The organism is Pseudomonas sp. CFII68, assembly GCF_000416195.1.
In the GTDB taxonomy this organism is placed as follows: Bacteria; Pseudomonadota; Gammaproteobacteria; order Pseudomonadales; family Pseudomonadaceae; genus Aquipseudomonas; species Aquipseudomonas kilonensis.
The window spans coordinates 1-26,792 of sequence record NZ_ATLN01000042.1 but is presented as its reverse complement, the minus strand read 5'-3'; the positions used below and the strand labels follow the sequence as shown (position 1 = coordinate 26,792).

At 62.8% G+C, this 26,792-nt stretch carries 15 protein-coding genes; 3 read left to right on the top strand and 12 right to left on the bottom strand.

The annotated features are described in order from the left end of the window. Positions 1-5 precede the first annotated feature (5 nt). On the top strand, positions 6-671 hold the full coding sequence (locus CFII68_RS18985; protein ID WP_014338437.1) for a response regulator transcription factor: 666 nt from the start codon (positions 6-8) through the stop codon (positions 669-671). 151 nt (positions 672-822) lie between these two features. On the opposite strand, the gene nahK is transcribed toward CFII68_RS18985, so the two are convergent. From nahK to CFII68_RS19030, 9 genes are all read right to left on the bottom strand, one after another. Next, entirely contained in the window at positions 823-3,465 is a 2,643-nt protein-coding gene (gene nahK / locus CFII68_RS18990) for a hybrid sensor histidine kinase/response regulator NahK/ErcS' (RefSeq protein WP_256211711.1), read from the bottom strand. Continuing rightward, positions 3,395-4,558, bottom strand: a complete 1,164-nt coding sequence (gene nosP, locus CFII68_RS18995; RefSeq protein WP_018604043.1) for a nitric oxide-sensing protein NosP — start codon at positions 4,556-4,558, stop codon at positions 3,395-3,397. The genes nahK and nosP overlap by 71 nt, the downstream gene beginning before the upstream one ends. Positions 4,559-4,799: 241 nt before the next feature. Continuing rightward, on the bottom strand, positions 4,800-5,327 hold the full coding sequence (locus tag CFII68_RS19000; RefSeq protein ID WP_018604042.1) for a nitrous oxide reductase accessory protein NosL: 528 nt from the start codon (positions 5,325-5,327) through the stop codon (positions 4,800-4,802). 30 nt (positions 5,328-5,357) lie between these two features. Continuing rightward, the gene (locus CFII68_RS19005; RefSeq protein WP_018604041.1) at positions 5,358-6,188 is read right to left on the bottom strand and encodes an ABC transporter permease; all 831 of its coding nucleotides are present in this window, start codon (positions 6,186-6,188) and stop codon (positions 5,358-5,360) included. Then, entirely contained in the window at positions 6,185-7,102 is a 918-nt protein-coding gene (locus tag CFII68_RS19010) for an ABC transporter ATP-binding protein (protein WP_018604040.1), read from the bottom strand. Before CFII68_RS19010 ends, CFII68_RS19005 begins: the two co-directional genes overlap by 4 nt. Further along, a complete protein-coding gene (locus CFII68_RS19015; protein WP_018604039.1) occupies positions 7,099-8,412 on the bottom strand; it encodes a nitrous oxide reductase family maturation protein NosD in 1,314 nt (437 codons plus the stop codon). The genes CFII68_RS19010 and CFII68_RS19015 overlap by 4 nt, the downstream gene beginning before the upstream one ends. A 25-nt stretch (positions 8,413-8,437) precedes the next feature. Then, positions 8,438-10,357: a TAT-dependent nitrous-oxide reductase gene (gene nosZ / locus CFII68_RS19020; RefSeq protein WP_018604038.1), complete on the bottom strand. Its 1,920-nt coding sequence runs from the start codon at positions 10,355-10,357 to the stop codon at positions 8,438-8,440. Positions 10,358-10,410: 53 nt separating this feature from the next. Beyond that, entirely contained in the window at positions 10,411-12,561 is a 2,151-nt protein-coding gene (gene nosR, locus CFII68_RS19025) for a transcriptional regulator NosR (protein ID WP_018604037.1), read from the bottom strand. Positions 12,562-12,862: 301 nt separating this feature from the next. Beyond that, positions 12,863-14,341: a hypothetical protein gene (locus CFII68_RS19030; RefSeq protein ID WP_018604036.1), complete on the bottom strand. Its 1,479-nt coding sequence runs from the start codon at positions 14,339-14,341 to the stop codon at positions 12,863-12,865. Between the two features lie 195 nt (positions 14,342-14,536). Between CFII68_RS19030 and CFII68_RS19035 the strand changes: the two genes are divergently transcribed. Continuing rightward, positions 14,537-17,215: an excinuclease ABC subunit UvrA gene (locus CFII68_RS19035; protein ID WP_018604035.1), complete on the top strand. Its 2,679-nt coding sequence runs from the start codon at positions 14,537-14,539 to the stop codon at positions 17,213-17,215. A gap of 173 nt (positions 17,216-17,388) precedes the next feature. Here CFII68_RS19035 and hemN read toward each other — a convergent pair whose 3' ends face one another. From hemN to CFII68_RS19050, 3 genes are all read right to left on the bottom strand, one after another. Further along, positions 17,389-18,777: an oxygen-independent coproporphyrinogen III oxidase gene (hemN, locus tag CFII68_RS19040; RefSeq protein WP_018604034.1), complete on the bottom strand. Its 1,389-nt coding sequence runs from the start codon at positions 18,775-18,777 to the stop codon at positions 17,389-17,391. Beyond that, positions 18,774-20,147 (bottom strand): coproporphyrinogen III oxidase, encoded by a 1,374-nt coding sequence (locus tag CFII68_RS19045; protein WP_018604033.1) that lies wholly within the window; start codon positions 20,145-20,147, stop codon positions 18,774-18,776. The genes hemN and CFII68_RS19045 overlap by 4 nt, the downstream gene beginning before the upstream one ends. Before the next feature lie 95 nt (positions 20,148-20,242). Beyond that, positions 20,243-20,686, bottom strand: coding sequence for a CopD family copper resistance protein (locus CFII68_RS19050; RefSeq protein WP_018604032.1), 444 nt, complete (start codon positions 20,684-20,686; stop codon positions 20,243-20,245). Positions 20,687-21,092: 406 nt separating this feature from the next. Here CFII68_RS19050 and CFII68_RS19055 point away from each other — a divergent pair, with 406 nt between their 5' ends. Beyond that, complete coding sequence (locus tag CFII68_RS19055) at positions 21,093-26,705, top strand: putative Ig domain-containing protein (RefSeq protein WP_018604031.1); 5,613 nt, start codon at positions 21,093-21,095, stop codon at positions 26,703-26,705. The last annotated feature ends 87 nt before the right edge of the window (positions 26,706-26,792 follow it).

The window sequence follows — 26,792 nt, the reverse complement described above, 5'->3', positions numbered from 1 at the left end:
TGGCCATGTATAAAATCCTGATAGCCGACGATCACCCACTGTTTCGCGAAGCCATCCACAACGTCATCAGCGACGGTTTTCCTGGCAGCGAGGTCATGGAGACCGCCGACCTGGACAGTGCCCTGGCCTTGACTGCCGAGCACGACGACCTGGACCTGATCCTGCTGGACCTGAACATGCCCGGCATGCACGGGCTCAATGGCCTGATCAACCTGCGCAACGAGGCACCGACCATCCCCGTGGTGATTGTCTCCGCCGAGCAGGACAAGCAGGTGGTGCTGCAAGCCATCACCTATGGTGCGGTGGGTTTCATCACCAAATCCTCGCCACGCTCGCAGATGACCGACGCCATCGAACAAATCCTCAACGGCAACGTGTACCTGCCGCCCGACATCATTCGCACGCAAAAAAGCCCGATGGGCCGGCGCCTGAACGAAAACCCGAGTTTCCCACCGGAACTGCTCCAGGCCTTGACCCGCAAGCAACTGCTGGTACTCGAACGCATGACCAAGGGCGAGTCGAACAAACAGATCGCCTACACCCTGGACATCGCCGAAACCACGGTCAAGGCCCACGTCTCGGCGATCCTGCGCAAACTCAACGTGCACAACCGGGTACAGGCGATCCTCAGTGCCGGGGATATTGATTTCGGGGCTTATTTGCGGCGTTGATCAACCGGCACAAATCCCTGTGGCGAGGGGATTTATCCCCGCTGGGCTGCGAAGCAGCCCCCTGGATCTATCTGGCATACCGAGTTGTCTGGTCTTAGGACCGCTTCGCGCCCCAGCGGGGATAAATCCCCTCGCCACAACAGCGTTCGACTTAATGGCTCTGGGATTGGCCTAGCAGATGACTCATCGCAATCTTCAGCTTCATCGGCCGCACCGGCTTGTGCATCAGGGTGTGCCCGCGTTCGCGGATCTGCTGCTTGAGCTCGTTGCTGTAGTTGGCGGTGATCATCATGGCCGGGATCGGTGAGGCCCGGCGGGCGTTGATCCGGGCCACCGCATCGACGCCGTTCTGATCGTTGTCCAGGTGATAATCGGCGATCAACAAGTCGGCCTCGGCATGGTAGTTGTCCACCTGGCGGGCCAGGTCCTGCTCCGACAACGCGGTCACTACCTGGCAACCCCAGCCCTCCAGCAACGTACGCATGCCAGCGCAGATCGCCGCATCGTTATCCAGCACCCAGACCCGCGCCCCACGCAGGCGTTCGAGCATCGGCTCGCTCATGTCCAGGCACGGCAACGGCTTGGGCGCGGTGGCGCTCAGCGGCACGTCGATAGAGAACATCGAGCCCTTGCCCGGCCAGGAGCGCACCTGGATCCGGTGCCCGAGGATCCCGGCGATTTTCTCGACAATCGCCAGGCCCAGGCCCAACCCACGGTCCTGGTTCGGCCGCTGCACGTCGCCGCGCTTGAACTCCTGGAATATTTCCTCCAGGCGGTTCTCGGCAATGCCGATGCCGCTGTCCCAGACCTGGATCGACACGCGCTGGCGGTGTCGCCGGCAGCCCAGCACCACCCGGCCGCTGGGGGTGTAGCGAATGGCGTTGCTCAGCAGGTTGCGCAGGATTCGCGCGAGCAATTGCATGTCGCTGCGCACCAGCACCGAACAGCCGACAAAGTGCAGCGCCAGCCCCTCGCTGCCGGCGATCTGGGCGTATTCGGCGGCCAGGTTGTCGAGCAGCTCACTGAGGGCGAACGGCGCGACATCGGCCTTGATCACCCCGGCGTCCAGCTTGGAGATGTCCACCAGGGTGCCCAGCAGGTTTTCCACGTCCTGCAGCGAATGGCTGACGTTGCGCACCAGTTGCGCGTTGGCAACCGGCTCGCGGCGCTCGAGCAAGGCACTGGTGAACAGCCGGGCGGCGTTGAGCGGTTGCAGCAGGTCATGGCTGACCGCTGCGAGAAACTTGGTCTTCGACAGGTTGGCCTGCTCGGCCTCGCGCTTGGCCTCCCGCAGGCGCAACTCCACCCGGCTGCGCTCGTCGATCTCGCGCAGCAACTGGTCGTTGAGAGTGGTCAGCTCGGCCGTGCGTTCCTGGACTCGCTGCTCCAGGTTCTGGTAGGCCTGGTGCAGCGCTTCGGCGGTGCGCCGGCGTTCGGTGATGTCGCGGATCAGCACGAAGATCCCAACCACTTCGCCGTTGGCCAAGCGGTTCGGCACATAGGAGCGCAGCATGTAGCGTTCCTGGTTGTTGATGTTGGTCTCGGCGAATTCGAAGGTGACGCTCTCACCCGCCAACGCCCGCGCCACGTAGGCTTCCAGGCGCTGGTAATGCTGCTCGCTATGGGCTTCGCGCAGGCTCTGGCCAAGCATCACGCCACGGGGCCAGCAGTACCACTGCTCGTAGACCTTGTTGGTGAATTCATAGACCAGGTCGGCGTTAAGGTAGGCGATCAGCGCTGGCACATGGTCGGTGATCAGGCGAATCCAGCGTTCGCTTTCGCTCAGCGCCTCGGCGTGCTGGTAGCGTTCGGTGATGTCGGTGAAGGTGTTGACGTAGCCACCCGTGGGCAATGGATGTGTACGGATCTCCAGGACCCGGCCATCCGACAGGCGCTGCTCGGATTCGTGAATCAGCCGGCCGTTGCTGTCGCGACTGGCTGGGGTCAGCAGTTGCAGTTCACTGTCGCCGATCACTTCATTGAACGGCCGGTGGGCCGCTACCGGTGCCAGGCCACTGAGTTCGAGGAAGCGTCGGTTCCACAGCTCCAGCACGCCTTGGGCGTTGACCATCGCCACGCCCTGGGACAGGTTGTCCACCGCCCGCTGCAACAGGTGGGATTTCTGCGCGATGGCCTGCTCGCGGCGCACGGTTTCGCTGAGTTTGACGTCGGTGATGTCGGTAAACAGGATGACCCGGCCGCCCTCCTGGGTCGGCCGCTCGCTGACTTGCAACCAGCGTCCGTTCTGCAAGCGATACAGCACGTGCTCATCGGCCTGGCCCCGGGGTTCTTCGCTGAACAGCCCGTTGGCGGTCATCAAGCGCTTGACCTCGGAAAGGCGCATGCCGGCGATAATGCGCACCCGGCTGTTGGCCCAGAAAGCCTTGAAGCGGCTGTTGAACAGGACAATGCGTTGCTGCTCGTCGAACAGCACAAACGCATCGGAGATGCTTTCGATGGCGTCAATCAGGTGCCGGTGGGCGGTTTCCGCCCGCAGCCGCGCCTCGCCCAGCAAGTGATTGCCGGCCTTGAGTTCAGCCATGGCCTGGTTCAGCGCATCGGTGCGCTCGCGCACCTGCTCGGCCAGCACCACCGAGTGCTGGAACGCCGCATATGGGTCGTTGCCCCGGGTGACGCCGGACTCCACCCGCTCGATCAGCGCCTCATTGATGCGCCGCAACTTGCGGTTTTCATGCTGCTGGGCAGCGAGCTGGGCCTGCAGCTCAGCGATGGCCGGGGACGCGATGTCGGGCAATGGCAACTCCGGTGAACGTCTGGTTGATGTGCATGCCATTGAACTGTTCTCCATAGGTGTTGAACCCCATCACCCGTTTTTCGCGCAGGAACTGGCCGATCTGCTCCAGGCCGCCGCGATCTTCCAGCTCCAGGCGCCTGAGGAAGCAATCGCAGCCGATGGTCAGCAACAGGTCACCGAGGCGTGCCTGCAAACCGTCAAACAGCGTTTGCAGGTTGTGCAGCAAGGGCCCGGGGGTCATGGCCGTGAGAACGATGCCGTTCTCCACCGCACAGTAGAAACTCAGGCTCAGGTCCGAATGCACCTGCTGAATGGCCCGCACGTAGTACTGGTCGTTGATGCGCACCGCCAGTGGATGGGCGGCGAAGACCCGGTAGTCGAGGGCGCTCACCGGCACGCCGATGTGCCGGGCGTACTCCTCGGCGGCGGGTTCGGCGTTGAGCTCGTAGACCCGTCGCGAGGCGCTGTCGGCGCCGGTCACCACCAGTTTCTCCTCCCGGGGCAGGATGTGATGGGTGGTGAAGACTTCGAATTCCAGCCAGGTGTTGATCAACACCACCACCGCCGCGCCACTGTGGAACTGGCCTTCGAAATACACGTGGGTGTGGGTCAGGTAGTTGTCATCGCCGGCCGACCCGCCGAAATGCGGGATATCCCCCAGCGCAGCGCTCAAGGCCGCCAGGACCATTTCCTCGCGGCTGGACAGGCCATCGAGCAGGGTCAAGGCGAAACTGTGGCCCTTGATCGGCGCCAAGGCGTTGCTGCGACAGCCGCTCGCCAGACGCTCGACCATTTGCTGGGCGTCGATCAGGCTGAAGTGCTCCATTTCGCCGATCAGTTCGGCGGCGATGGAAAAGTGCCGATGATCGAACCCCACCGCCGTCACACAGTTGCGACCATAACCTTGCGCGGTGATTTCACCGGCGCTGGTACAGCCCACCAGGCGAATCCCGCCGAAACTCTGGGACAGCGCCTGGCCCAGGGCCGGCAGGTCGTATTCGGCGGAACAGAAAAACAGCACGAAGCCCAGGTGCGGGTGCAACAACTGCCGCGCCAACGCCTGGGCCACCTGCTGGACGTCCGTCGCCTGGGACATGGCGCTCACCACACCTTCGCTCTGGGCCTGCTGCATCTTCGCCTCCGACGGGTGCGTGATAGGAGCCCTGAGTGTACGAAGCTGCGCCGGCTCCACGAATGCTACTTGGGTAGCGGGTGGCCGCTTCCATGGGATGAGATTGCTCCCTCTATGTGGGAGCAAGGCTTGCCCGCGATAGAGGCGATGCGGTCTGGCAGAATCGAGGCGCCTGTTTCGCGAGCAAGCTTTGCTCCCACAAGCGCCCCTGCCACAAGCGTGGTTTGCCGAACAGGCAATATCAGTGACTCATCGGCGCCATGGCACTCGCCTGCCCCAGCAGTTTCTGGTCGATGTCTTCCAGGCGCAGCACTCGGCCGCCGGTGTCGCTGGCGAGTTTTTGTGCCGCCTGGGGGTCGGAGAACGAGGCCAGGACAACGCCCATGGCGCCTTTAAGCCCGCTGCCAATGACGAAGTAGGCGGTCCGGGCGTCGATCAGGTGGGCGTCATCCGGTGTGTCCCAATGGCTGCGGCCCATGTCGTGGACATACAGCTTGACGTCGGCCCGATGGTTTTCCGGCTGCAACCACCAGCCCAGCATCTCCGCCGGCGAGCAGAACTTCTTCACGCCCCCTGCCCCGACCGCCGCGCCCTTGGGCCCGGGGAAGTCAGTGATGACCATCCCGCACACATGACACTCGTCACTGGGATGGAACGCCAGCGCCGCCTCGCTGGCCGCCGGTGGTTCGGCCTTGCCGCAGGCCGCCAGTGCCAGGCACATCAACACCCCGACCCAAAGGCGACCGGCCTTGAAATACACCCTGTTCATCGTTGCATGCTCCCTTATCAAGATTGAAATTCACGGGCACCGGCGATTGAACAGCCGATAGGCCAACCACAACGGAACCGCCATCCACAGGCCCAGGCACAGCCAGAGCAAAGGCGCCGACACCGGCAGGTCGCTGCCCAAGGTCAGCACCGCGGCGCCGCTGGACGCCGCATCGAACCCGGACAGGTTGATCAGCCGATACACGTCGGTAGGGTTGAACAGCAGCAGCCAGGGCAACAGTTCCGGGCTGAAGCGCCCTTCGCTCAGCACCAGCAACGCCAGCAAGGCCAGGTCGAACACCAGCACGAAGAAAAACCACACCCCCAGCGCCAATCCGGCCGCGGTGGATTTCTCTGCCGACAAGCTGCTCAGCACATACGCCAAGCCGAGGAACACCCAGCCCAGCAGCGTGCTGGACGCCATGAACCGACCGAAGGCCCAGAGCAGCAGGCTCAACTGGACATCGTCCACCCACAGGGCGATGGCCAGCATCGCGCAGCCAAAACCGATGAAGGTGGCCAGGGCCAGGATCAAGCCGTGCCCGACAAACTTGCCCAGCAACAATTGGCCGCGGCCCAACGGGTAGGTCAGCAACAGCAGCAAGGTGCCGCTCTCGTCCTCGCCGACAATCGCGTCATAGGCCAGCAGCAAGGCAATCAGCGGCATCAGGAAGGTCGCCAGGCTGGACAGGCTCGCCACCGTGGCCGGCACCGAGGTGAACCCCAGTTGACCGGACGCCGCCGCGCCGAGCCAGGCGATGCCGATCGCCAGCACCGCGAACAACAGGCTGATCGCCAACAACCAGCGATTGCGCAGGCCATCGCTGAATTCCTTGCGGGCCATGTTCCAGACCGGATTCATAGGCGGGTCTCCTCGGCCGCGGCACGGACCATGTAATGACGGTACAAATCCTCCAGCGACGGCGGCTTGATCTCGACATCCGAGGGGTCATCCTGGGCCAGTAACTGGCGCAGCAATTTAAGCTTGCTGCCATCCGGCGCGGACACCTGCACCCCTTCGGCGCCCCAGCCCTGGGTGGCGTGCCCTTCACTGCGCCAATGCTGGCGAAGCCAGTCGGCCCGCGACAGGCCCGAGGCGCGGATCAGCGTCGGCAGCCCGGCGTCCTCGCGCAGCCGGGCCAGGCTGCCCAGGGCCAACAGGCGCCCCCGGGTGAGAATCGCGGCGCGGTTGATGTGCGCCTCCACGCCAGGCAAGACGTGAGAACAGAGAATGATGCTGGTGCCCTGCCAACGCAGGCGGTCGAGCAACTGATAGAGGTCCTGGGTAGCGATAGGGTCGAGGCCCACGGTCGGCTCATCCAGCAATAACAGGCGCGGTTGGCCGAGCAGCGCCTGGGCCAGACCGAGACGCTGGCGCATGCCCTTGGAATACGTTTTCACGCGCCGTGTCGCGGCAGCCGCCAGCCCAACCTCTTCCAGCAAACGCTGCACCTGCTCCGGTGCAGCGCCTTTGAGCCGGGCAAAATGGCGCAAGGTCTCCAGCCCACTCAACTGCGGATAGAACATCACGTTCTCGGGCAGATAACCGAGCATCTGCCGCACCCTCGGGTCGCTGGGCGCGCGACCGAAGACACGCACCTCGCCCTCGCTGGCTTGCAGCAAACCGAGGATCAGCTTCATGGTGGTGGTCTTGCCCGCGCCGTTGTGCCCGAACAGCCCGAGCACCTCGCCCTGGGCCAGGTTCAAGTCCAACCCGCGCAGTACGGTGACATCGCCATAGCGCTGGCTGACCCCTTCGATCTCGACGACGTTCAAGACGCGTCCTCCTGGGCACTGTTGCGTGACGGGGGCTGGACAGGCGTTTCCATCAGCGGATGACTGTCCATCACCCCGGGGGATTTCATCACCGGGAAGGCTCGCTGCACCCAACGCAGCAGTTCGATTCCCGGGCTGTTCATCAACAAGCGCACCTGGGGATACAGCCACAGCAGGCGATCGACGTTGTCGTTGGGTTCATAGGCGACATCGCCCAGGCCGTCGCCGTTGCGATCCCAGCCCAGGTAGTCGCTCCAGTAATTGCCGCGGCCATCCACCGACCACTCCTGCAACCGCGTGGCAACGTATTTGACCTGGCGCTGGTTGTGGACGAAGGCATTGCCGGCGATGCGGTTATCCTCCGAGCCGGCCGTCAGGTGGATGCCCACGGCGCTGCGCTCGAAATGATTGCCTTCGATACGGTTGAACAGCGAGTTGTAGATGAACAGGGCCTTGCCCTCGGCGCCGCTGATCATGGTGTCGCCGGTAGACCCGTCGCGCACGTCGGTGACGAAGTTGTCGCGCAGGGTCGAATAGGTGATGTAGTTCATCAGGATCCCGTAGTTCTGATCCTGTTCGGAGCGATTGCCGATGACCGTCAGTTGGCGGCTTTGCATCAAGGCATAACCGGTGCGGGTACGCCGGGTGACGTTATCCAGCAGGCGATTATCGTTGGCGAACATGTAATGCACGCCGTAGCGCAGGTCCTCCAGGACATTGCCCTGGAGCAGGTTGCCGCTGGAGGTGTCGATGTAGATGCCGTCGCGGGTTTCGCGCACCTGGTTACCGATAACCCGGGCGCCGTGTACGGCATACAAATGGATGCCATTGCCACGGTCCTGGGAACGCAGACTGGGGTCGCCCTGGATGCGGTTGTCGATCAGGCTGACGTCCCGCGTGCCATCGACCCAGATACCGAAGCCCTGGCCCTGCATCCGGTTGCCACGCACCACCGCTCCTTGGGCGACCGGCTGGATGAACACGGCCGCGTTCATGGCCGTCAGGTCGTGGCCCCAGTCCAGGAAGGTACAGCCCTGGACCTGGACGTTCGGGGCGCGAATGATCACGCCATTGCCCTCGCCTTGACCTTGGAATACCGCATCCGGCGCACACGTGAGGGTCATGGGCTGGTCGATGCTGAACGAGCCCCGGTACTGGCCCGCAGGCAGGCGCCATTGCTGGTCGCCCTCGGCCTGCAAAGGCAAATCGGTGATCGGCTGCGGCGCACCGAGCGCGCCGCCCGACAGCAGGCAGAACACCAGGGCAATGACCGCTCGACGAACGTTTGGATGCTGCATATTCCCGGTCATTGCGCCTGTCTCCCTCGTGAATGACTCAGGCCTTTTCAACCAGCATGCGCCCGACCATTTCCATGTGCAGGGCGTGGCAGAACCAGCTGCAGTAGTACCAGTGCAAGCCGGCCTTGTCGGCGGTGAAGGTGATCGATGAGGTCTGTTGCGGGCTGATCTCCATGCTCGCGCCGTGGTTGGTCATGACAAAGCCGTGGGACACGTCTTCGATCTGGTCGATGTTGGTGATGGTCACCGTCACCTCGTTGCCTTGCTTGACAGTGAACTCCGTCAGGCCGTAGGCCGGCGCCATCGAGGTCATGTACACCCGCACCTTGTTGCCGTCGCGGATGACCTTGTTGTCGGTTTCCAGGTTGATGCCGTCCTTCTTCGCCAGCTCCACGGTGCCGGCGAAGAACGGATCGTTGCGGCTCCAGATTTTCTGGGTCTTGATCTGGTCACGCCGGGCGAGAATGCAGTCGTGCGGTTCGGCGAACGCCGGGCCGTCGTGCACCAGCTTCATTTCTTCACCGGAAATGTCGATCAACTGATCGTTCTCCGGGTGCAATGGGCCGGTGGGCAGGAAGCGGTCCTTGGAGAATTTGCACAACACCACAAGCCACTTGCCGTCCGCCTCGCTGGTTTCGGTGAGGGACGCATGGTTGTGGCCGGGCTGGTACTGGACGTCGAGCTTCTGCTTGATGTAGTTGACCTTCTCGCCCTTGTAGGCACGGATGGCCTCGTCCATGTTCCACTTCACCACCTGGCTGTCGATGAACAGGGTCGTATAGGCATTGCCGCGCCCGTCGAACGTGGTGTGCAGCGGCCCGAGCCCCAGTTCCGGCTCGGCGACGATCACTTCGCGGGGGTCCTTGAAGCGGTCCGCGAACAAATCGTCCAGGCGGTCGATGGCGATCATCGAGACCGTGGGCGACAGCTTGCCGTTGGCGATGAAGTATTTGCCGTCCGACGAGGTATTGAGCCCGTGGGGGTTCTTCGGCACGGGAATGTAGCGGGTGAATTCGGAGTCCTTGCCATCGGTCTTGCGGCCATCGACCACCGGCACCTTGGAGCCGTCCAGGTTGATGAACTTGCCGGCCTTGATCGCCGCCTCGATCCGCGGGATGTTGAACACCACCACCCAGTCGCGCTCGTTGCGCATCATGCCGCCCAGGTCGTAGGCTTTCTCGGAGTTGTAGCAGGTGCTGGCAGCGTATTTGCCGGTGTAGTCAGCGTCGGAGTTGTCCAGGTTGCCGTCGACGATCACCTGGAACGCCATTTCCATTTTCTCGGCATCGATGGCGTTGAACATCGTGAAGCTGTTTTTGTCCTGCAGGTCGAAGGTATGGCCGTCGTTGGGGTGCGGGATCACAAACTCAGCGTTGGCAAACACGTACTTGGTGTACGGCACCTTTTGCAGGCGCAGGCCGTGGATGGCTTGCACGTTGGGCACGGTGAGGATCTTGTCGCACTTCATGATGTCCAGGCGAATGCGCGCGACCCGAGAGTTGGCCTTGTCGTTGATGAACAGGTATTTGCCGTCGTACTTGCCGTCGGTCATGGAGATGTGCGGGTGGTGGCAATCGCCGTTCTGGTACTTGGCGCTGTCGCCCAGGATGCGCTTGCTTTCGTTGGTCAGGCCCCAACCGGTGGCCGAGTCGACGTTGAACACCGGGATGCGCATCAGCTCACGCATCGATGGCACACCCAGCACCCGCACCTCGCCCTGGTGACCGCCGCTCCAGAAACCGTAGTATTCGTCCAGCTCCCCAGGCCCGACGTGCACCTTGGACTTGGCCTCCTTGGCCGCCGCCGCCCAGGACTCACGGGTGAACGTCCCGGCCCCCAGCGCCGTCGCGCCGGCCAGTACCGCACCGGTTACCGCACCAGTGCCGAGAAAACTGCGCCGGCTGACACCCCTGGGTTCTTCCACCGCACCGGGGGTTTGGTCTTTTTTGTCGCTCATGCTGTGTGCTCCATGAAGAATGAAACGGTCAAGGGACAGGCCATTGAGGTGCCTCAAGGCGCCGGGCTCACCTGCACCACGGGAATCAGTTGCGGATCGGTCGCGGTCGCCTTGCCGCGCTTCTTGCGCTTGTTGATCAGCGGCGGGCATTTGTTTTCGTTGTGCCAGGTCATCTGGCAGTCGAGGCAGTAATGGCATTCGTTGGCATTGATCCGGCCATCGGGATGAATCGCCTGGATCTCGCATTCCTTGGCGCACAGTTGGCAGGGGTTGCCACACTCCTTGCGGCGCTTGAGCCAGTCGAACAGCCGCAGCCGGGTCGGCATCGCCAGGGCCGCGCCCAGCGGGCAGACGTAGCGGCAATAGACTTTGCGGGTAAAGATATTGATCACCAGCAGGCCCACGGCGTACGCCACGAACCACCACTGGCGGTCGAACCTGAGGGTGATGGCGGTCTTGAAGGGTTCGACTTCGGCCAGCCGTTCGCCGGTGGCCATCGACTCCAGCGAGACGCCGAACAGCACCAGCAAAATGATGTACTTGATCGCCCACAGCCGCTCATGCACGGCGAACGGCAACTCGTATTGGGGCACCTTGAGCTTGCGCGCCAGTTCGTTGATCAACTCCTGCAACGCGCCGAACGGACACAGCCAGCCGCAGAACACCCCGCGCCCCCACAGCAGGATGCTGGCGGCGGTGAACACCCAGAGAATGAAGATCAGCGGATCGGTGAGGAACAACTCCCAGCGAAAGCCTTCGAACAAGGCGTGGACGAAGGTCAGCACGTTGACCACCGACAACTGGGCCAAGGCGTAGCCGCCGAGAAAAACCACGGTGAAGACCAGGTAACCGCGGCGCAGCCAATGCAACAGCGTCGGCCGCCGGGCCAGTGAATCCTGGAAAAACAGGATCGCCGTCAGCACCAGCAACGCGGCCCCAAGCACACTGATTTCGACACTTTTCTGATACCAGAGCGTCAGCCACATCGGCCGGCTGGCTTCTTCGGCGGCCGCCAGTTGCTCGGCGGTGGGCAATGGCCGCTCCAGGTAGGGCTCCGGCAGCTGATAGGCCAGCTCGAAGCTGCTGAAGGTGCCGCTGACCGGTCCGGTCTGACGGCGCACCAGCAGCTCCAGGTTCCAGGGTGAGCCAGGGTCGAAACGGTGGGAGGCGCGGATGATGAAAATCGCCATTTCATCGAAGTCCGGCATGTCATCGAGGGCCACGTCATTCAGGCGCTGAAAATCCAAGTCGCGAAAGCTGATGGTGTCGCCGGACTGACGCAGCTGCACCCGGTCGAAGATGCCGCCACGCACGTATCCCGAGCCCTTGAAGGAATAACGACCGCTGCCCATCACCGCGATGGCCTGCTCGCCCGGCTTGAGCTCGGCCATCAGTGTGCGGTATTGCGCCTCGCCCAGCAGGTTGCGGCCGATGGTGGGTGGATTGAGGTGGGTGGCATAGAGGTCGATGAAGGTGTCATTCACCTGCTCGCCGCTGGCGGTCTCGACCTGTTCGGCTTCGGTGCCCTTGAAGGACGCATCGACCTGGCCGCGGGTCAGGAGCAGGCGCCGTACAGCGCCGTTGCCAGTCAGGGTCTTCCAGTCGGCGCGCTCGTAGATGTCCTCACGCACACGCGCCGGCGCCACGGCCAACCCCGCATCGCCCTTGACCAGGCCCAGGGACACCGCGACATCGTGGGCGGCACGCATGATGACCTCGTTGACCACCATCGCCGTCACGGTAGCCCCGGCGATGGCATCCACGGTCACGGCATTCGGGTCGCTGGAATGCCCCACCACCACCCGCTGATTGACCTTGATGCCGCTGTAGCGCGCACTGAACGCGTGGAGTTTTTCTTCGGCGATGCCGATCAGCAGAATCGGCTCGTGGTGTTCGAGCACGTAGGCATCGAGGATCACCCCCGCCGGATCGAGAATGACCTGGACGTTGATCGGCTTGCCGGAATAGGCGGGAATGTCCACCACATCCAGGCTCTGGAACACATAGCCCAGGACCTTGCCGGCAGCGGACAATTTGCGAACCTTGAAGGGCCCATCGGGCTCGGAGATCGCGTCGGTCTGGTTCAGGACGTGGTGGATGCGCTGTTGTTGGATGTCACCGTAGTCCTTGGCCTGGACAATTCCGGCGAAGATCAGCAGTAGAACGAACAGCCCGGGGAGCCAGGAGCGGGATGGGTACAACATCGCAGAGGAACGGGTCATGGACGCCAGGGCTTAAAGACAGGATCTTGGCGATCATGGTAGGGGCCGGCCCCTTCTTCGGCCCTTGATTGAAATCAACTTGGAAAAAACTTAAACCCGCCCCCCAAAAACTGTGGCGAGGGGATTTATCCCCGCTGGGGTGCGAAGCAGCCCCAAAGCCTGTCCCTGTGGTGTGTCAGGTTGATTCTGATCAGCTTCATTGGGGGTGCTTCGCACCCCAGCGGGGATAAATCCCCTCGCCACAAGTTGGTGTCAATTCAAATAACAGCGCGCGGTCCAATCCTCAGCGCAACCCATAGGCATAGATACGGCCGTCATTATTGTCGTACCAATTGCCGTTGGCCCAGAACACCCGGTCCTGCGTCGGTTGAAAGCCGAGAATGCCCAGGTAACCGTCGATGGCGAGGCGCTGCCAGGAGCGCCCCCAATCCTTGGAATAGAACACCCCATCGGCGGAGATGTTCGCGTCCGACCACCAGTAGAGCCAGCGCGGTGGATGGTGGTCGCTGGTCGTGTTGATCAGCAGGGTGTTCTGGCCCAGCCAGAGATTGTCGCCACGTACCTGGGTCTGCGATGCCAGGGGGGCGAACACACTGGGCAGCTCACCCATGGTCGTCCAGGTCAGGGCGGCGGTGTCCAGTTCGGCGACAACATCTTGCTCGCGGTCACCCTGGTCAATCAGCCCAATCACCCGCCCGGCGTCGTTCTGTACCAGCTTGCTCACAAACAGGTTGTCGTCACGCTGTACGTCGACCACCTGCCACCGCCCGGCCTTGGCTTGCAACCGGGCCCGTGTCGTGACGTTGATCGCGATATTGTCGCTGACGCCATCCGGATGGACGCCCCAGAAGCGTTGGGACACCCAGATAAAGGCCGTCTGTGCATCCAGTTGCAGGACATTGGTCTGGATTTCCCCATGTTCATCTGTATTCGTGCCCCAGTCAGTGATGTCAGGGCGTTTGCCGTGGGCGTATTTGGCGGGCACCAGCAGCGACTCGGGCGCCATTATCGGCGCGCTGTTCGCCCCCCGATCAGCCGAGTAGAAGACGCCGGTGGAAACGGCTGTCGGCTTCTCTTCTTCGCTGTCTTCATCCACCGCGTCCGGCGTGCCCACGGCCCAGACTTCATTCGAGCCGTGGAAATAAGGAGCCAGGCTCCAGGCCAACGATTCGGCCTGGGGAAACCAACCCTTGGTCAACCAGGTCCAGCGCTGGCCTTGATCATCACTGCGAAAGACCACGGTCTGATCGGGGTCCTGGGTATTCGCCGTTTCAGGCCGACGAAGGCCCGTGAGCAGGAACACACGGGTGCCGTCGGGGCTGGCTACCATACAGGCGCTGCCACTGACATGTGCCACGAGCTGAAATTGCCCTTGGGCGTCCAGGCGGGAAATGAACGTGGTTTCCTTGTCAGCGCGAGAAAACAAACCGGCAAAGGTTCCAGACTCTTCCGCTTCATTGGGCTGCTTCGGCTGGCCATAGACCAGCGCATCCAGGTCCAACACGTCAGCGGACGGTTCGAGCTCTCGGGCCTCCCTCTCCAGGCGTGCCACCAGCCAGGTTCCCTGTGGCGTCACCGTCACGCCCGTGCAATACGAGGACATCGCTCGCAACTCGGTGTCCTTCACTTCACCGACTTGTCGCTGGTCAGGACTGTCGCCGCCCAACTCCAGTTTGGCGCTGGCAATCATCCAGATGTACCAGAGCGCGGCACCGGCCAGCAGCGCGACAAACAGTGTGGAGAACAACTTCGATCGAGGCATGAGGCGTCCGTATCCATGGGAAAAATCTGCAGAGCTTTTCTCATCTCTTGCGCCCGGAGTAAATTTTTATCGCACGCGAACGGTTGAACCCGGTCGCATAATTGTCAGCGCTGTGATCCAGTCCACTCTGCCATCGCCATAATGCAGCGCCATAACGCCCTGAAGCGTTGCACCAACGTCCACAAGGAATGCCCGATGCCCCCACGCTCCGCCCCTGCTTCAACCGCCGACCTGCCGCAAGGCACCGGCTTCGTGCGGGTGCGTGGTGCCCGCGAACACAACCTCAAGAACGTCGACGTGGACATCCCTCGCGATGCCCTGGTGGTGTTTACCGGCGTGTCGGGGTCCGGCAAATCGTCGCTGGCCTTCTCCACGCTTTACGCCGAAGCCCAGCGTCGCTACTTCGAGTCCGTCGCACCCTATGCGCGGCGCCTGATCGACCAGGTCGGCGTGCCGGACGTGGACAGCATCGAGGGACTGCCGCCGGCAGTCGCCTTGCAGCAACAGCGCGGCACCCCCAGTGCACGCTCATCGGTGGGCAGCGTCACCACCCTGTCGAGCCTGATTCGCATGCTCTACTCCCGCGCCGGCAGCTACCCGGCCGACCAACCGATGCTCTACGCCGAAGACTTCTCGCCCAACACGCCACAGGGTGCCTGCCAGGAATGCCATGGCCTGGGCCGGGTCTATGAGGTGACCGAAGCGTCCATGGTGCCGGACCCGTCGCTGACCATCCGCGAGCGCGCCGTGGCCGCCTGGCCCATGGCTTGGCAGGGCCAGAACCTGCGGGACATCCTGGTGACCCTGGGCTATGACGTCGACATCCCCTGGCGCGACCTGCCGAAGAAGCAGCGGGACTGGATTCTCTTCACCGAACAAACCCCTACCGTTCCCGTATACGCCGGGCTCACCCCGGCCCAGACCCGCGCCGCCCTCAAACGCAAGCTCGAACCGAGTTACCAGGGCACGTTCAGCGGCGCCCGACGCTACCTGCTGCACACGTTCATGCACTCCCAAAGCGCGCAGATGCGCAAACGCGTGGCGCAATACATGCGCGCCAGCCCCTGCCCCGTGTGCGAAGGCAAGCGCCTCAAACGCCAGGCGTTGACCGTGACCTTTGCCGGCCTGGACATCGCCGAACTGTCGCACCTGCCGTTGCTTGAACTGGCCGAAGTGCTCAAGCGCGTCCTGGCACCCGACTACCTGGAACAGGCCGAAGAAACCGGGGACGTCCTCAGCCACCAGCAAACCCGAAAAGCCCGCGAGCAACGCGCCGCCAGGGGCGACAACCCGCACGCGGGTGGGCCCGACGCGCGCCACACCCCCAACCTCTCCCTGGAGAAACGCCTGGCCGCCCAACGCATCGCCGCCGAGCTGCTGGAGCGGATCGTCACCCTGATCGACCTGGGCCTCGGCTACCTTGCGCTGGAACGCAGCACGCCGACGCTTTCGTCCGGCGAACTGCAACGCCTGCGCCTGGCGACCCAGCTCAACTCCCAGTTGTTCGGCGTGATCTACGTGCTGGACGAACCCTCCGCCGGCCTGCACCCGGCCGACAGCGAAGCGCTGTTTGGCGCCCTGCAACGCCTCAAGGCAGCGGGCAACTCGGTGTTTGTGGTCGAACACGACCTCGATACCATGCGCCGCGCCGACTGGCTCATCGACGTCGGCCCGGACGCCGGCGAACAAGGCGGGAAAGTCCTCTACAGCGGGCCGCCGGCCGGCCTTGGCCAAGTGCCGGAATCACGTACCCGTGGCTACCTCTTTGGTGAAGAACACGTTGCGGCACGCAGCCCTCGGACACCCAGGGATTGGCTGCGCCTGGAAGGCATCACCCGCAACAACCTCGACAACCTGAGCGCGGCCTTCCCCTTGGGTTGCTTCACCGCCGTGACCGGCATCTCCGGCTCAGGCAAATCCAGCCTCGTCAGCCAGGCCCTGCTGGATCTGGTCGGCGCCCACCTGGGCCAGGCCAGCCCCAACGCCGAACCCGATGAGCAAGGCCTGGAAGACGAACCCGTGCAAACCAGCGGCGGGCGCGTTACCGCCGGGCTCGACGCGGTCAAGCGGCTGGTGCAGGTGGACCAGAAGCCCATCGGCCGCACCCCGCGCTCCAACCTCGCCACCTACACCGGGCTGTTCGACCATGTGCGCAAACTGTTCGCCGCGACGGCGCAGGCGCAAGCACTGGGATTCGATGCCGGACGGTTTTCCTTCAACGTCGCCAAGGGCCGTTGCGAGACCTGCGAAGGTGAAGGCTTTGTCAGCGTGGAATTGTTGTTCATGCCCAGCGTGTACGCGCCCTGCCCCACCTGCCACGGCGCGCGCTACAACCCGCAGACCCTGGCGGTGAGCTGGCAAGGCCTGGACATTTCCCAGGTGCTGCAACTGACCGTAAACCAGGCTCTTGAGGTGTTTGCCGAGCAAGCGGCGGCCAGGCGCTCATTGCAGGTGCTGCAGGATATCGGGTTGGGCTACTTGCGCCTGGGCCAACCGGCCACGGAACTGTCCGGCGGCGAAGCCCAGCGGATCAAGCTGGCGACAGAACTGCAGCGCAAAGCCCGGGGGGCGACGTTGTATGTGTTGGATGAGCCCACCAACGGGCTGCACCCCCAGGACGTGGATCGCTTGCTGGTACAGCTGAATCGCCTGGTGGAGGAAGGTCACACGGTGGTTGTGGTGGAACATGACATGCGCGTCGTGGCGCAGAGTGACTGGGTCATCGACATCGGCCCGGGCGCAGGCTCCCAAGGTGGTAACGTCGTGGCCTGCGGGGCTCCAGAGGAAGTCGCGGCCTGCCGGGAAAGCCGGACGGCGGAGTTTTTGAAAAGGGCTTTGCAGCCTGGGGAGTCGAAACGAAACCGCTCTCGATAGGGGAAACAAATCACTTGTGGCGAGGGGATTTATCCCCGCTGGGCTGCGAAGCAGCCCACAAAAAAAGCTGATTACATGAACCTGACACACCGCGACGTCAGGTTTCGGGGCCGCTGCGCAGCCCAGCGGGGATAAATCCCCTCGCCACAGGTATATCAGCTGATCGCCCCACCTCAGACCGTACGCGAATACTGAACCGTCTGGTCCGCCCCCAGGTATGCGTCGAAAGCCATGGCCACGTTGCGCATCATCAATTGCCCCTGGGGCAACAACACCAGCTCGTCGTCGCGAAGGTCCAGCAACCCGTCGCGCACCAGTTCCTGGAGCCGCTCCAGGGCATCGGCGAAGTACTCGGTAAATCGAATGCCGTGGGCCCTCTCGATCCAGCCGAAATCGATTCGCCCATGACACATCAGTTCGCTGATGACCTCGCGCCGCAGGCGATCGTCGTCGCTCAGCCGATAACCACGCTGCACCGCCAGCAAGCCTTGGTCCAGCCGGGCGTAATACTGGGAAAGCTCCTTGACGTTCTGGTTGTAGCTATCACCGACCTTGCCGATCGAGGATACCCCCAGGCCAATCAGGTCGCAGTCGGCGTGGGTGGAATAACCCTGGAAATTGCGCTGCAGACTGCCCTGGGCGCGGGCGCGTACCAGTTCGTCATCCGGCAAGGCGAAGTGGTCCATGCCAATGTAGACGTAGCCGGCTTCAGTCAGGCGATTGATGGTCAGCTCGAGCAACTCCAACTTGCGCTCTGGCGGCGGCATGTCTTCTGGCCGGATCATCCGTTGCGCCCGCACCCGTTGCGGCAGGTGGGCGTAGCTGTAGGCCGCGATCCGGTCCGGACGCAGGGCGATGATCTTGCTCAAGGTGACATCGAAACTGGCGATGGTCTGCAAAGGCAGGCCATAGATCAGATCGACGCTGACCGATTTGAAGCGCGCCAGGCGCGCGGCCTCCACCAGCTCGACGACCTGGGCTTCGCTTTGCACTCGATTGACGGCGATCTGCACCTGGGCATCGAAATCCTGGACGCCAAAGCTCAGGCGGTTGAACCCCAGCTGGCGCAAGCCTTGGATCTGTTGCGCATCGATGGTCCGCGGATCGACCTCGATGGAAAACTCATGGGCGTCGCTGTCGTCCATGTCGAACGACTGGTGCAGGCAGTCCATCAAGTCGGCCAGTTGCTCATGGGTCAGGTAAGTCGGCGTGCCCCCGCCCAGGTGCAGTTGAGTCAGTTTGCGCGAGCGGTCGAACAAGGCCGCCTGCAGGGCAATTTCGCGCTTGAGGTAGGTCAGGTATTCGACGGCACGATGGGTCTTGCGCGTGATGATCTTGTTGCACGCGCAGTAATAGCAGAGGCTCTGGCAGAACGGGATATGGATGTACACCGATAACGACTTGGGCAGCGGCGCCTGGTTACTGCGCTGGGCAGCCTGCTGGTATTCGTCCATGGCAAAGGCCTGGTGGAACTGCGGCGCCGTCGGATAGGAGGTGTAGCGCGGCCCCGGGCGGTCGTACTTCTCCACCAGGGCACGATTGAAACCGGATGCAGCATTCATGATGGGTTCAACTTTTCAAAAGGGTGTGGGCCTGCGTCATCCAGTCCTGGGTCGAACAGATTGCAGATCGCATCGACGTTCAAACGCCCGGCGGGCAGGATGCCGATAAACCGGCTCGACAGTTCGATCAATCCCTGGTCATGCAACACTTCCAGCGACGGCCAGACGGACGCGAAATGCTCGCGAAACACCAGGCCGAAGCGTGCCTCGATGGCCACGATATCCAGCTCCAGGTCACAGGACAGTTGCTCGGTCACGCTCGCCTTGACCTGATCCTGCGCTTCACAGCGCCAGCCGCGACACACCGGCAATTGCCCGGCGTCCAACTGCTGGTAATAGTGAAGCAGGTCGTCGGTGTTCTGTACGTACAGGTGCTCGATCTGCGTGATGGCTGACAAACCGAAGCCCACGTGATCACAGCAACCGTGACGGGTAAAACCCTGGCAATTGCGATGCAGGCGTCCGTGCTCCTGGGCCACCGCCAGGTCATCGTCGGCCCTGACGAACTGACCCAGGCCGATGTAGTGATAGCCGGCGCCAATCAGCTGTTCACAGCAGATTTGCCGCATGGCGTCCTTGTCGGCCGGGCTGCAAAACTCGCCGGCCATCCCGGCGTTTTTCGAGCGGTAACGATACGGCGCGCGGGCATAGTCGAAAACGTGCAACCGGTCCGGTTCCAGTTCGATCAGCGTCGCCAGTTTCAGGGCGAAACTGCTCGGTGTTTGCCAAGCGTGGCCGTAGCCCAGGTCAATGTTGATGGAGCGAAAACCAAACGTGCGCGACGCATCGATCAACGAATGGATCGGTGCCGGGTTCTGATAGCAATCGACCGACAGATCGCTGTCGACGCCAATGTCGGGCACACCGATGCTGACATGGGAGAAACCCTGGTCACGGATCAGGCCCATGGTCGACCAATCCGTGTGGTGCAGGTCCACCTCGATGCTGTGGTCGCCGCCGTCGTATTCACTGAAGTCGAAGCGCTTGCGCAGCTCACTCATCAACTTCTGCAGATGAGCGATCACCGGTGTGCCACCGGTCAGGCAAAACTGCTCGACGCGCCGCCCTGCGCCCAGGTGACAACCGACCAAGCCCATCTCATACGTCAGGCGTTGCAGGTAGCCCTCGATCTCGCCGCAGCGGCAGTCACTGGCCAGGGGCGAACACGACGCCAGCCGCAAACGCGAAGGCAAGTGCACCGCCACGGATAGGGGTCGGCGTTTCTGACGGCTGCTGCGCAACCCTCGAAGCAGGTCGAGCGAACCGACACCTGCGTGGAATCTGCGCGTACCGACCGGACAATCGAAATCAGCCACCACAGGGGCACGTCCCGAGGGGCGCTCACCGAGGGTATGGAACGGGTCGAACATGACAATCTCCGAGTGGCTGTGCGCGAGCAGTTTGCGGGGTAACCCGCCGGGCCACCTTGACCTGTATCAAGCGCCTTGGAACCACGCGCCAGCGCTTACCAGGTGACGTAGAACATGGCCTTGGCCAGCAGCACGATCGCGACCATGTGCAGGAACACGCTGGTATGGATGATGTGCACGTAGCGGGCGTTCATGCGCCCGCTCCTGAACAGCCACATGGCCCAGAGGAAATGCCCCAGCACACTGCCCGCCAACAGGATCTTGAGCCCCAGCAGCAAACCGAAGGATGACTGCAACGGTGACAAGAGCACCGGCCAATAGCGCAGCCAGACCATGCCAATGCCTGCGCCGAACAGCACCAGCAGTACCCACGGCATCAACTGCCGGGCGCGTTGGCTGATGCCTTGCTCCAGCAGCACCATGACCTTGGCGGGCAGTTGCTTGCGAATGCTCTCCAGGAACAGGACTTCGAAGAAAACCGTGCCGATGAACACCAGCGCGGCAAACAGGTGCAAGGTCAGAAACAGCGGATAACTCATGAGCTTCCTCGGTCGCCCTCTTCAACGGGGCGATGGTTTATTCGAGGTTATCGCGCCATCCCAAAAGTGGGGTTGATGCCAATCAAGGAAAGCGCCATCAGTCGCCATAGAACCTGTGGGAGCGGGCTTGCTCGCGAAAGCGGTGTGTCAGTCACGGCAATGGTGGCTGATTCGCCGCCTTCGCGAGCAAGCCCGCTCCCACAAGGGGCATCGCTCGGCCTTAAAAGCGTCAACAGAACGTTACTCCTGCGCAATCCCCACACAACCGCTGATCAGTTAGTCCAGCTTTTTGACACTTTCCCCGATATGCGGTCACAACTTTTGCGCTGCGTTGGGTCATAACACCGAGGTCGTCGATGGAATGTTGGCGTCTACCGAGGTTTAAGCCTGATACGGAGATAAGCTCATGATTTTCAACGTACAAAATTTTGGCGCCAAAGGAGATGGCATCACCGACGACACGGCAGCCATCCAGAGTGCGATTGATGCGGCGGCCGCGGCCGGCGGTGGGCAGGTGTACATGCCGACCGGTACGTACATCGTTTCGGGGGGAGAGGAACCTTCCGATGGCTGCCTGATGCTCAAGAGCAACGTCTACCTGTACGGCGACGGCATGGGCGACACCACGGTCAAGCTGGCCGACGGCTCCGACACCAAGATCACCGGGATCATCCGCTCGGCCTACGGCGAAGAAACCCACGACTTCGGCGTCAGCAACCTCACCATCGACGGCAACCGCGACAGCACCACCGGCAAGGTCGACGGCTGGTTCAACGGCTACATTCCCGGCGAAGAAGGCTACGACTCCAACGTCACCCTCGACAGCGTCGAGATCAAGGATTGCTCCGGGTACGGTTTCGACCCTCACGAGCAAACCGTCAACATGGTCATCAAGAACAGCGTGTCCCACGGCAACGGCCTGGACGGCTTCGTCGCCGACTTCCTCAGCGACAGCACCTTCGAAAACAACATCGCCTACAACAACGACCGCCACGGTTTCAACGTCGTCACCAGCACCCACGATTTCACCATGACCAATAACGTTGCCTACGACAACGGCGGCAATGGCATCGTGATCCAGCGCGGCAGCGAGGACATCCCCTCCCCCAGCAACATCACCATCACCGGTGGCGAGGTGTATGGCAACGGCGCCGAAGGCGTGCTGGTCAAGCTCTCCAGCGAAGTGACCGTCACCGGCGTCGACATCCACGACAACGCCAGCGCCGGGATCCGCATCTACGGCAGCAACCACGTCGAGGTCATCGACAACACCCTCAACAACAATTCCCTGGGCAGTGCCGTACCGGAAATCATCATCCAGTCCTACGACGACACCCTGGGCGTGTCCGGCAAGTACTTCAACGGCAGCGACAACCTCATCCAGGGCAACATCATCAGCGGGAGCGACCTGTCGACCTACGGTGTCGCAGAGCGCAACGAAGACGGCACCGACCGCAACGCCATCATCGCCAACACCATCAGCCACACGAGCAAGGGCGCCACACTGGTGTATGGCGACGGCAGCTACGTCAGCGCCACGGTGCCGATGACCACCGTGCAAGGTACGGCGGGCAACGACACCCTGCTCGGCAGCGCCGCCGCCGAGATTTTCTACGGTGGCGCCGGCAACGACACCATCAACGGTGCGGCCGGTGGCGACATCCTGGTGGGTGGCGCAGGCCTCGACAAACTCACCGGCGGCACTGGCGCCGATACGTTCCGGTTCGTCGCCCAGTCGGACAGTTACCGCAACGCGACCACCAGTTTCGATGACACCATCACCGACTTCGACGTCACCCAGGACAAGATCGACCTCGCCGGTCTCGGTTTCACCGGCCTGGGCAATGGCCGTGGCGGCACCCTGCAAGTCAGCTACAACGCCACCAGCGACCGCACCTACATCAAGGACTTCGACGCCGATGCCAGCGGCAATCGCTTCGAGCTGATCCTCTCGGGCAACCTGGCCAGTACCTTGACCGCCAGTAACTTCATCTTCAATCGCGTGATCACCGGCACCAGTGGCAGCGACTCACTGCTGGGCAGCGATGCGGCCGACACCCTGCTCGGCCTGGAAGGCAATGACAGCCTCAGTGGCGGCGCCGGCGACGACAAGCTCGACGGCGGAGCTGGGATGGACACCCTCACCGGTGGCACCGGGGCGGACACCTTCGTGTTTTCCAGCCGCCTGGACAGCTACCGCAACTACAACACTGGCGGCGCCAACCTGGGCGACCTGATCACCGACTTCGACATCAGCGCCGACAAGATCGACCTGTCGGCCATGGGCTTCACCGGCCTGGGGGACGGCAAGAACAACACCGTGTACCTGGTGCTCAACAGTGCCGGTACCAAGACCTACATCAAATCCCTGGAGGCCGACGCCAATGGCAACCGCTTCGAAGTGGCGCTGGACGGTAATTACCTCAACACCCTGACCAGCGCCAACTTCGTCTTCGCCACCACCTCGCCGACCAACCAGGCACCGGTACTGGCGACGCCGCTAGTGGATCAGAACGCCACCGAAAACACCCCGTTCAGCTACGTGGTGCCGGCCACCAGCTTCACCGACCCGGATAACGACAGCCTGAGCTACACCGCCAGGCTCGCCAATGGTAGCGCCCTGCCCAGCTGGCTGGTCTTCGATGCCGCCACCCGCACCTTCAGCGGAACGCCACCCGACACCGCGTCGGGCACCTACGCCATCCAGGTCACCGCGAGCGACGGCAGTAACGCCACCGTCAGCGACAGCTTTACCCTCGCCGTGCAGGACGTCCCCACCGCCATTGTGATCAATGGCACGCCGAACAACGACACGCTGACCGGCACCGCGGCCAATGAGCAACTGTTCGGTGGCGCGGGCAACGACACCCTCAACGGCGGCGCCGGCAACGACGTCCTGGTCGGCGGCACCGGGGTGGACAAGCTCACCGGCGGTACGGGGGCCGATGTGTTCCGCTACACCTCGAAACTCGACAGCTACCGCACCAGCTCCACCAGCGCCAGTGACCAGATCCTCGACTTCGACGTGGCCGCCGACAAGATCGATGTCTCGGCGCTTGGCTATACCGGCTTGGGCAACGGACTCAACGGTACCCTGCAGGTCACTTACAGCTCGTCGACCAACCGCACCTACCTCAAGGACTTGACGGTCGATGCCAACGGCAATCGGTTTGAAGTCTCGATGGCAGGCAACTTCGTCAGCAGCCTGACGGCCAGTCACTTTGTCTTCGCCGACCAAGGCACCCCCACCAATGTGGCGCCGGTCGTGGCCACTCCGCTGCTGGACCAGAACGCCAGTGAAAGCACGCCGTTCAGCTACACCGTGGCGAGCAACAGCTTCACCGACGCCAACCAGGATGTGCTGACCTACACCGCGACCCTCGCCAACGGCAACGCCCTGCCCGCGTGGCTGAGTTTCAATGCCACCAGCCTGACCTTCAGCGGCACGCCAACCAGCACTGCGGCGGGTAACTACGACGTACTCGTCAAGGCCACCGATCCTTCTGGCGCCTCAGTCAGTGACAACTTCGCCCTGGTGGTGGCCGATGCGCCCGCCAATACCATCACCGGCACCAACAACGCCGAAACCCTCAACGGCACGACCGGCGCGGACCTGATCCTTGGCCTGGGCGGCAACGACACGATCAAGGCCGGCACCGGTGCGGACATCGTCGTCGGCGGTGCCGGACGCGATTCGCTGTACGGCGGCGACGGTGCCGACACCTTCCGCTACAGCAACCTCTCCGACAGCTACCGCGACTACGACACCGGGGGCGTCACGGCCACCGACACGATTTATGACTTTACCGTCGGCGTCGACAAAATCGATGTCTCCGGGTTGGGTTTTCTCGGTCTCGGCGACGGCACCAACAGCACCTTGTACATGACCCTCAACGCGGCCGGCGACAAGACCTACGTCAAGTCCGCCGAAGCCGACGCCGATGGCAATCGCTTCGAGATCGCCCTCAACGGCAACTACCTCAACACCCTCACCGCCAGCGACTTCGTCTTCGGCGAGCGCGCCCAGCAGGACATTCTCTACCTGCCGACCCTAGGCCAATCCAACGCACGCCTGTTGCGCATGTCCGAGGACGACGACCAATCCGGCACCTCGATGCTGGTCAACGACCTCAACCGCTACACCACCTACGACGTGCGCAGCCAGTTCAACGATGCCGATGGCAACGGCATCGACATCGCGGTGGGCGGCAGCACGGTCAACGGCCTCTCCACACTCAGCGCCGAGGAGCTCCAGCTGTGCTGGTGGCTGACCGACACCAACCAACCCGGGCAGGCGCTGTTGCGGGCGGTGACATTGCTGCGCGACCAGCGCACCGAACTGCAGTCGATCGATAACGTCACCATGGGCATCATCTGGGGCCAGGGCGAGGAAGCCGCCCAGGAAATCGCCCGGGCCACAGACAAGGCCGCGGCTGCGGCGGCGTACAAGGCCGCGACCTTGAAAGTGTTCGATTACCTGCATGCCCAATTTGGCAATTTCAACGTGTACCTGATGGAAACCGGTCATTACTCGGAGGACGCGGCCCGGGCCCGGGGTTATTCGGAAGAGAAGATCGCGTCCATTGTCGAGGGCGTCGGTTATGTCCGCGCCGCCCAGGAAGCCATGGCCGCCGAGCGCGCCGACGTCAAGCTGGCGGTGGACTACACCGACCTGCCGTTGCGCTACGAAGTCGATCCACTGGTGTATCCCGATGACGTCTGGCACCTGCACGAGGAGTCGGCGGAGATCGTCGGCCAACGCCTGGCGGACTACATTGCCGATGACCTGGGCTTCCAGGGCAACCCCGACGACAACAACAGCGTGCAGGACATCTTCAACAAAGGCCAGAACCAGGGCGGGATGATCGCCGGCACCGACCAGGACGACACCCTGGTGGGCAGCTCGGGCAATGACACGCTGGATGGCGATCTGGGCGCCGACACCCTCACCGGTGGCGATGGCAACGACATCTACGTGGTCGACAATGCTTTCGACAGCGTGGTGGAAACCAACACCTCGACCGCGCAGATCGACACGGTGCAAGCCTCTGTCAGTTGGACGCTGGGGGCCAATCTGGAAAACCTGGTGCTCACCGGTGTGTCGGACATCGACGGCACCGGCAACGAACGGCGCAACTTCATCACCGGCAATACCGCCAACAACGTACTCAACGGCGCCGCCGGGGCAGACAGCATGAGCGGTGCCGACGGGGACGACACTTACTTTGTCGACAATGCCGACGACAGCGTGATCGAGACCAGCACCAACGCGGTGACGGGCGGGATCGACAGCGTGCACAGCAGTCTGGCGGCCTACACCTTGGGCAATAACGTCGAGAACTTGTATGTCGACAGCACCGGCGCTGCCAATGGCACCGGCAATGCGTTGAACAACACGCTGTTCGCCGGTGCCGGCGACAATGTCCTGGATGGACGCGATGGCATGGATACGGCGAGCTATGAACGGGCACTGTCCGGCGTGACCGTCAACCTCTCGACGTCTGCGCAGCAGAACACCGTGGGGTCCGGGCTCGACACCTTGAAGTTCATCGAGAACCTGGAAGGAAGCGCCTCCGCCGACACGCTGTCGGGGAACAGCGCGGCGAACGTCCTCGACGGAGGGGCCGGCAACGATACGCTGGTGGGTGGTTCGGGCGATGACCGGCTGATCGGCGGCGCGGGCACCGACAACCTCAGCGGTGGCACGGGTGCGGACACCTACGCATTTGGTGCGCTGTCGGACATGGGCGTCGGGGCTTTGCGCGATGTGATCAGCGGCTTCAAGAGCGCGGAGTTCGACAAGTTGGACCTCACCGGCCTGGACGCCAACCCGCTGACCGCCACAATCGATGCCTTCACGTTCATCGGCAACAGCGCCTTCGACCCCAACAACGCCACCGGCCAACTGCGCTTCGTCGATGGCATCCTCTCCGGCAGTACCAACGCCGACGCCACCCCCGAGTTCGAATTCGAACTGGTCGGCGTCAAGGAGCTGCACGCCAGCGACTTCACAGCCTGATTGCCCCCCTGAGCAGGCTTGCCCGCAATAGCGGCGGCACATTCAGCATGGATGCTGACTGACCCACCGCTATCGCGAGCAAGCTTT

Bases quoted from the DNA above. Each gene is read 5' to 3' on its own strand.
- nahK (WP_256211711.1), bottom strand. From the start codon at position 3,465: ATGGCATGCACATCAACCAGACGTTCACCGGAGTTGCCATTGCCCGAC.
- CFII68_RS19045 (WP_018604033.1), bottom strand. From the start codon at position 20,147: ATGTTCGACCCGTTCCATACCCTCGGTGAGCGCCCCTCGGGACGTGCC.
- CFII68_RS19030 (WP_018604036.1), bottom strand. From the start codon at position 14,341: ATGCCTCGATCGAAGTTGTTCTCCACACTGTTTGTCGCGCTGCTGGCC.
- CFII68_RS18985 (WP_014338437.1), top strand. From the start codon at position 6: ATGTATAAAATCCTGATAGCCGACGATCACCCACTGTTTCGCGAAGCC.
- CFII68_RS19035 (WP_018604035.1), top strand. From the start codon at position 14,537: ATGCCCCCACGCTCCGCCCCTGCTTCAACCGCCGACCTGCCGCAAGGC.
- CFII68_RS19015 (WP_018604039.1), bottom strand. From the start codon at position 8,412: ATGACCGGGAATATGCAGCATCCAAACGTTCGTCGAGCGGTCATTGCC.
- nosP (WP_018604043.1), bottom strand. From the start codon at position 4,558: ATGCAGCAGGCCCAGAGCGAAGGTGTGGTGAGCGCCATGTCCCAGGCG.
- CFII68_RS19000 (WP_018604042.1), bottom strand. From the start codon at position 5,327: ATGAACAGGGTGTATTTCAAGGCCGGTCGCCTTTGGGTCGGGGTGTTG.
- CFII68_RS19055 (WP_018604031.1), top strand. From the start codon at position 21,093: ATGATTTTCAACGTACAAAATTTTGGCGCCAAAGGAGATGGCATCACC.
- nosZ (WP_018604038.1), bottom strand. From the start codon at position 10,357: ATGAGCGACAAAAAAGACCAAACCCCCGGTGCGGTGGAAGAACCCAGG.
- CFII68_RS19050 (WP_018604032.1), bottom strand. From the start codon at position 20,686: ATGAGTTATCCGCTGTTTCTGACCTTGCACCTGTTTGCCGCGCTGGTG.
- hemN (WP_018604034.1), bottom strand. From the start codon at position 18,777: ATGAATGCTGCATCCGGTTTCAATCGTGCCCTGGTGGAGAAGTACGAC.
- CFII68_RS19005 (WP_018604041.1), bottom strand. From the start codon at position 6,188: ATGAATCCGGTCTGGAACATGGCCCGCAAGGAATTCAGCGATGGCCTG.
- nosR (WP_018604037.1), bottom strand. From the start codon at position 12,561: ATGTTGTACCCATCCCGCTCCTGGCTCCCCGGGCTGTTCGTTCTACTG.